Source organism: Marinilabilia sp., assembly GCF_016278715.1.
Taxonomy (GTDB): Bacteria; Bacteroidota; Bacteroidia; order Bacteroidales; family Marinilabiliaceae; genus Marinilabilia.
Window position 1 is genome coordinate 1 of record NZ_JADQBH010000318.1, and the last position, 5,218, is coordinate 5,218.

General features: G+C 40.0%; 4 protein-coding genes. 2 read left to right on the plus strand and 2 right to left on the minus strand.

Annotated features, from left to right (window positions below; translation table 11 throughout):
* Positions 1–163 precede the first annotated feature (163 nt).
* Complete coding sequence (locus QZZ43_RS19185; RefSeq protein WP_291862701.1) at positions 164–364, minus strand: hypothetical protein; 201 nt, start codon at positions 362–364, stop codon at positions 164–166.
* Positions 365–819: 455 nt separating this feature from the next.
* Here QZZ43_RS19185 and QZZ43_RS19190 point away from each other — a divergent pair, with 455 nt between their 5' ends.
* Together QZZ43_RS19190 and QZZ43_RS19195 are read left to right on the plus strand one after the other, a co-directional pair.
* Entirely contained in the window at positions 820–1,119 is a 300-nt protein-coding gene (locus QZZ43_RS19190; protein WP_291862704.1) for a nucleotidyltransferase domain-containing protein, read from the plus strand.
* A 14-nt stretch (positions 1,120–1,133) separates the two neighbouring features.
* Positions 1,134–1,610 (plus strand): hypothetical protein, encoded by a 477-nt coding sequence (locus QZZ43_RS19195; protein WP_291862707.1) that lies wholly within the window; start codon positions 1,134–1,136, stop codon positions 1,608–1,610.
* Positions 1,611–2,659: 1,049 nt separating this feature from the next.
* Here QZZ43_RS19195 and QZZ43_RS19200 read toward each other — a convergent pair.
* Positions 2,660–3,877, minus strand: a complete 1,218-nt coding sequence (locus tag QZZ43_RS19200; RefSeq protein ID WP_291862710.1) for an ATP-binding protein — start codon at positions 3,875–3,877, stop codon at positions 2,660–2,662.
* Positions 3,878–5,218: the final 1,341 nt, after the last annotated feature.

Consider the following 5,218-nt stretch of genomic DNA (forward strand, 5'->3'; position numbering starts at 1 on the left):
TTCCTTTTTTTGTTGTTCCCATGATTTTTGTTTTTGTGTCTGACCGGGTTGGGAGCGTTGAGAAAGACGCACTGCCTGCGAGGATTCGGAGAAGGCTGTGTGACTTTCGGGTTACGCGTATTCCCGGCCAGACTGATTTAAAATGTGTTTTGGTAATACCCGACTATTCTTCTTTGTCGGATTTTTTGCGAAACAGTTTTGCGACCTGGTTGGTAAGGATACCTCCCAGCAAACTGATCAGGGTCTTGGTGAGCAACATGACCAGCGAACTGATCTCATCTCCTCCATCGGGTAGGGGATCCACCATTTGCAGGGTGCCGGCAGTTCCCAAAGCGCCGGTGATGAAATTGAATGTTTTGTTCATCTTAATTCTGTTTTATCAGGAATATGGTTCCTGACTCATTTTGAATGATGCGAATCTTTAATTGTCCCGGCAGCTACCCCGGTACGGTTGTTCGCTTTCAATCGATTGATGGGTGCAAGATAGAGTGGTTGTTTTTCTGATAAAATGAAAAGAACGTTCCTGTAATGAGTTGTAATGAAGGAGGCCCCTAAATCTCCCAAGGGGGACTTGAGGCAGAGGGAGTGGAGCATGGGGCATGGGGCCAGGAGCAGAGAGAACCGGAGCCTGAAGGGCTCCCATGTTTATAGAAGACATATCAACAGACAAAAACGACGCTGAAGGTGTTGAATAATTATAGATGGGGATATGTTTATCTTGTTTTCTCGCGCGGAAACGAGGGGTATCGCGTTACAATAATAAAATGGCAAAGTTGCAAAATACCGACAGGGGAGTTATTTTTGAATAAAATTTCAAAAATGCGAATAACTCCAATTGAAAGAGAGACTATTGTAAGAGAAGTCAGTCGGTGGTTTGGGCAAAACAGCCGGGTGATGCTGTTTGGTTCACGGACCAATGATGCGGCAAAAGGGGGAGATATCGATCTGTTTATTGTTCCTGTTTCCAGACGAGATATTTACATGAAAAAAATTCATTTTCTGGCTTCCTTGAAATCTGAAATTGGCGAACAGAAGATTGATGTTGTGATTGATAATGGGGAAGATGACCACAGAATGATTGTTGATACTGCCCGCAGGGAGGGCATACTTCTGGAATAGACCAAGCCTGAATTATGACAGAAAAACAAAAAGATAAATTGCAGAAGGTTATTGAATCCGGAAGAATTCATATTAACCGCATCAATGATGCTTATGAGGCTCTTTCAGAATTAATTCCTTTAAACCGGGAGTGTTTTATTGATTTGACAGCGGATAAAAGGGCTTTTATCGATCAGTATATTTTTCGTTTTGCTAAGCTACAAGACCTTACAGGTCAGAAACTATTCAGGGAAACCCTTGAAGCATTAGGGGAGAATACTTCTCAAATGGCGTTTATTGATATCTTCCGAAAACTTGAAAAATTAAATGTAATTTCGGGTTTGGAAGAATGGCAGGTTCTCCGGGAAATCCGAAATGATGTTGCCCATGATTATCCGTTGTTGCTTCAGGAAACTATTGATTCAGTAAATGCGATTATGGATAAAAAAGATGCTCTTATCGCTTATTTTGAGCAAATTGATAACTTTTTGAAAAGAAAAGAAGTTCTTTAGCTCGTAGCTGTTAAGACATAAATCCGGGGTTCATGAGATTCTTTCTGTGAAACCTTGAAAGGAATGAGAGTTATCCCCTTTCGCTCACCCCCTAACCCCCTGAAGGGGGAACGCCCTCCCCCAAAGACCTAGTTTCCCAATAAATATGTTAAAACGAATACTCTTTTAATCTTGCTTTTCATAGTGGATAAGCCCCGGCGGGGCGGCAGTATGGTAGAACAAATGTTGGCAATTAAAAGAAAAAGCCCCGGCAGGGGTGACAGATTTGTTTTTTGAAGGGTATCACCACAGAGGAGCACAGAGGAGCACAGAGTTTTTTGGAACTTTGAAAAAGGGACAGATTCTTCGCAGGCTCAGAATGATTACAAGCTTCTGAGGTGGCAGAGGGAACCGGAGCCTGAAGGGCTCCCATGTTTATAGAAGACATAACAACAGAACAAACGACGCTGAAGGTGTCGAATAATTATGGATGAGGATCTGTTCATCTTGTTTGCCCCTTTCAGGGACTGGGGGTGAATACATTTTAAGGTTTCTGTCACCGCTTCGCGGTTATTTTTTTCTACTCGCCTAATTGCCTACTCGCCTACTTTTCTAATCCCCTAATCCCGGGGATTAAAATCCCAGACAACAAAAGCGGTCGTGCCTATGGCACTTTGAAGGCAATTCTGATTAAATCGCAAATGATAGTACCGAAGCAACAGTTGAATTTTCTATGAATAAAACTTCCCTGCCGCAGCTCCGCAGCTGATATATTATTTAGTGTCTGTCCATAAAGTACCATTTACTGCGTTACGCTTGTCCGAAAAGTACTCATTTACGAAAAGTAAACTCCGTATTTTCGGACTTCGCAAGCCCCCGAAGAAAAATCGGGGCAGGCATTGTAACTGGCACTTTCTGAACAGACATACTTCTAAAAACAGAACTTGCTTAGTTTATAGACAGGCACTATTTAGTACTTCTATTTGCTACCGTTCTGTCAACGCTCTGCGGTTTCTTTTTCTACTCGCCTAATCCCCTAATTGCCTACTTGCCTAATTTCCAACCTGCCTCTAGTTAAATTTGGTTCTTTTTAAAAATTCTCTTAAGTGCAGGTGTTTTACACCCTGGTAATGACCTATTTGAACCGGGTCTAATGAGATTACATATTTGGGATAATTATCTCTTATTTGCAATAAATTTCCAAATTCTCTGTTTCTGGTTTTCTCATCAAAGATAAGGTAAGCGACCTGAATATAAATGGTCTCATTATTTCTTCGGGCAATAAAATCTATTTCAAGGTTTTTTAATACACCAACACTAACTGTATATCCAAGATTTTTCAGGTGGGAAAAAACTACATTTTCAAGAATGTCCGGAGCAGAATAGTTGTTTAGTCCCAGAAGTGCATTTCTCATTCCCCAATCTTCAAAATAATACTTCTGATTTATTTCAAATATCTTTTTTGATTGTACATCTTCTCTGCTTATTTTGTAAAGCATAAATGCATTGGTCAGATAATGCAAATAGTTGAGAATTACCTTGGGTGAAATATCAACCCGTTGAGATTTTAAGTAATCACTTATTTTTTTAGATGTAATTAAATTTCCGGTATTGGCAGCGGTGTATAAAATGAGTTGATGGAAAAAATCTGTATTCCTGATATTGTATCTGCTGATGATATCCTTATACAATACAGTGGATACAATATTGTTTAAATACTCAAAAACCACTAAATCAGTTTTAATCAGGTTTCTCAGATAAGGTAATCCTCCCCATTTTAAATAGTTATACAGGCTTTCGTCATTATCTGCAAGTTGGTGGAATTCAAGAAATTCGGTGTAAGATAAGTTGTTTACTTTTATTTCAATATATCTGCCACTCAGGGAGGTCGCCAATTCTCCCGAAAGCAGTTGAGCATTGCTTCCGGTAATGTAAATATCGACTGTATTTTTATTGTGAAAATGCCTTATGGATTTTGGGAAGTCTTCTATCTCCTGAATTTCATCTATAAAAAGAAAGTTCTTTTTGTTCGAATCTATTTGACTCTCAACATAGCTGTTGAGCTCATGGTAATTGGTGATTCTGTCAAAATCGTATTGTTCTTTGTCTATGTATATGATATTGGCATCGGTATATTGATTTAAAATATTTCTGATGGTGGATTTTAGTATATATGACTTTCCAACTCTTCGCTGTCCAACAAAAATCTTTATCAGATTCTGTCTGATGAACGGCGTAATTTGTTCAAGATAAAGATTACGGTCTATTATTTTTATCTCCTGCTGCATAAGTAAAACATTTATTCAAATGTATGAAAGTTTTACCTGTAGGTAAAATGTTTTGGTGTTTTTCTACTTTGTCAGGACTTAAAGGCTGTTGTCTTTCCACTTGTCTAATCCCCTAATCCCGGGAATTTTCTATGAATAAAACTTTCCTGTTGCAGCTCCGCAGCTGATATATTATTTAGTGTCTGTCCATAAAGTACCATTTACTGCGTTACGCTTGTCCGAAAAGTACTCATTTACGAAAAGTAAACTCCGTATTTTCGGACTTCGCAAGCCCCCGAAGAAAAATCGGGGCAGGCATTGTAACTGGCACTTTCTGAACAGACATACTTCTAAAAACAGAATTTGCTTAGTTTATAGACAGGCACTATTTAGTACTTCTATTTGCTACCGTTCTATCACCGCTCCGCGGTTTCTTAATCCTACTCGCCTACTTGCCTAATCCCGGGGATTAAAATCCCAGACAACAAAAGCGGTCGTGCCTATGGCACTTTGAAGGCAATTCTGATTAAATCGCAAATGATAGTTCCGAAGGAACGGTTGATTTTGTTCTCCCGGAATTTATTCCGGGAATTTTCTATGAATAAAACTTTCCTGTCGCAGCTCCGCAGCTGAAATATTATTTGGTACTTCTATTTGCTACCGTTCTGTCACCGCGGGGTGCTATCCACAGATACGGGTTAGAACAATCTAAGTCTGGGGATAAACTTGAAGTCTTTAGTGTTAAGGGTAAATAATGGAGCATCATAATAAATTGCAGTTGCTGCTATCCCACAATGACTTTCGCGATATTTTGTTCCCTTTTTTTCGAATGGACTGCTTTGCAATGGTGAAAGATTCTTCGCATGCTCAGAATGACAAGATCCTGAGGTGGCAGAGGGAACCGGAGCCTGAAGGGCTCCCATGTTTATAGAAGACATATCAACAGACAAAAACGACGCTGAAGGTGTCGAATAATTATGGATGAGGATATGTTTTTTGAGGGGTTTAACCACAGAGAGCACAGAGGGGCACTGAGGTTGCTTGCGCAACGGGGTTATTACACAGAGTTTCACGGAGGAAGCACCGAGTCACACAGAGTTTTTCCGAACTTTGCAATGGTGACAGATTCTTCGCATGCTCAGAATGACAAGCTCCTGAGGTGGCAGAGAGAACCGGAGCCTGAAGGGCTCCCATATTTATAGAAGACATATCAACAGACAAAAACGACGCTGAAGGTGTCGAATAATTATGGATGAGGATATGTTTTTTGAGGGGTTTAACCACAGAGAACACAGAGAAACACAGAGGTTGCTTGCGCAACGAATTTTTGCACAGAGAGACTCTTTTACTTTTATATGCCTT

Coding starts and splice junctions, on each gene's coding strand:
- QZZ43_RS19185 (WP_291862701.1), bottom strand. CDS start 364: ATGAACAAAACATTCAATTTCATCACCGGCGCTTTGGGAACTGCCGGC.
- QZZ43_RS19190 (WP_291862704.1), top strand. CDS start 820: ATGCGAATAACTCCAATTGAAAGAGAGACTATTGTAAGAGAAGTCAGT.
- QZZ43_RS19200 (WP_291862710.1), bottom strand. CDS start 3,877: ATGCAGCAGGAGATAAAAATAATAGACCGTAATCTTTATCTTGAACAA.
- QZZ43_RS19195 (WP_291862707.1), top strand. CDS start 1,134: ATGACAGAAAAACAAAAAGATAAATTGCAGAAGGTTATTGAATCCGGA.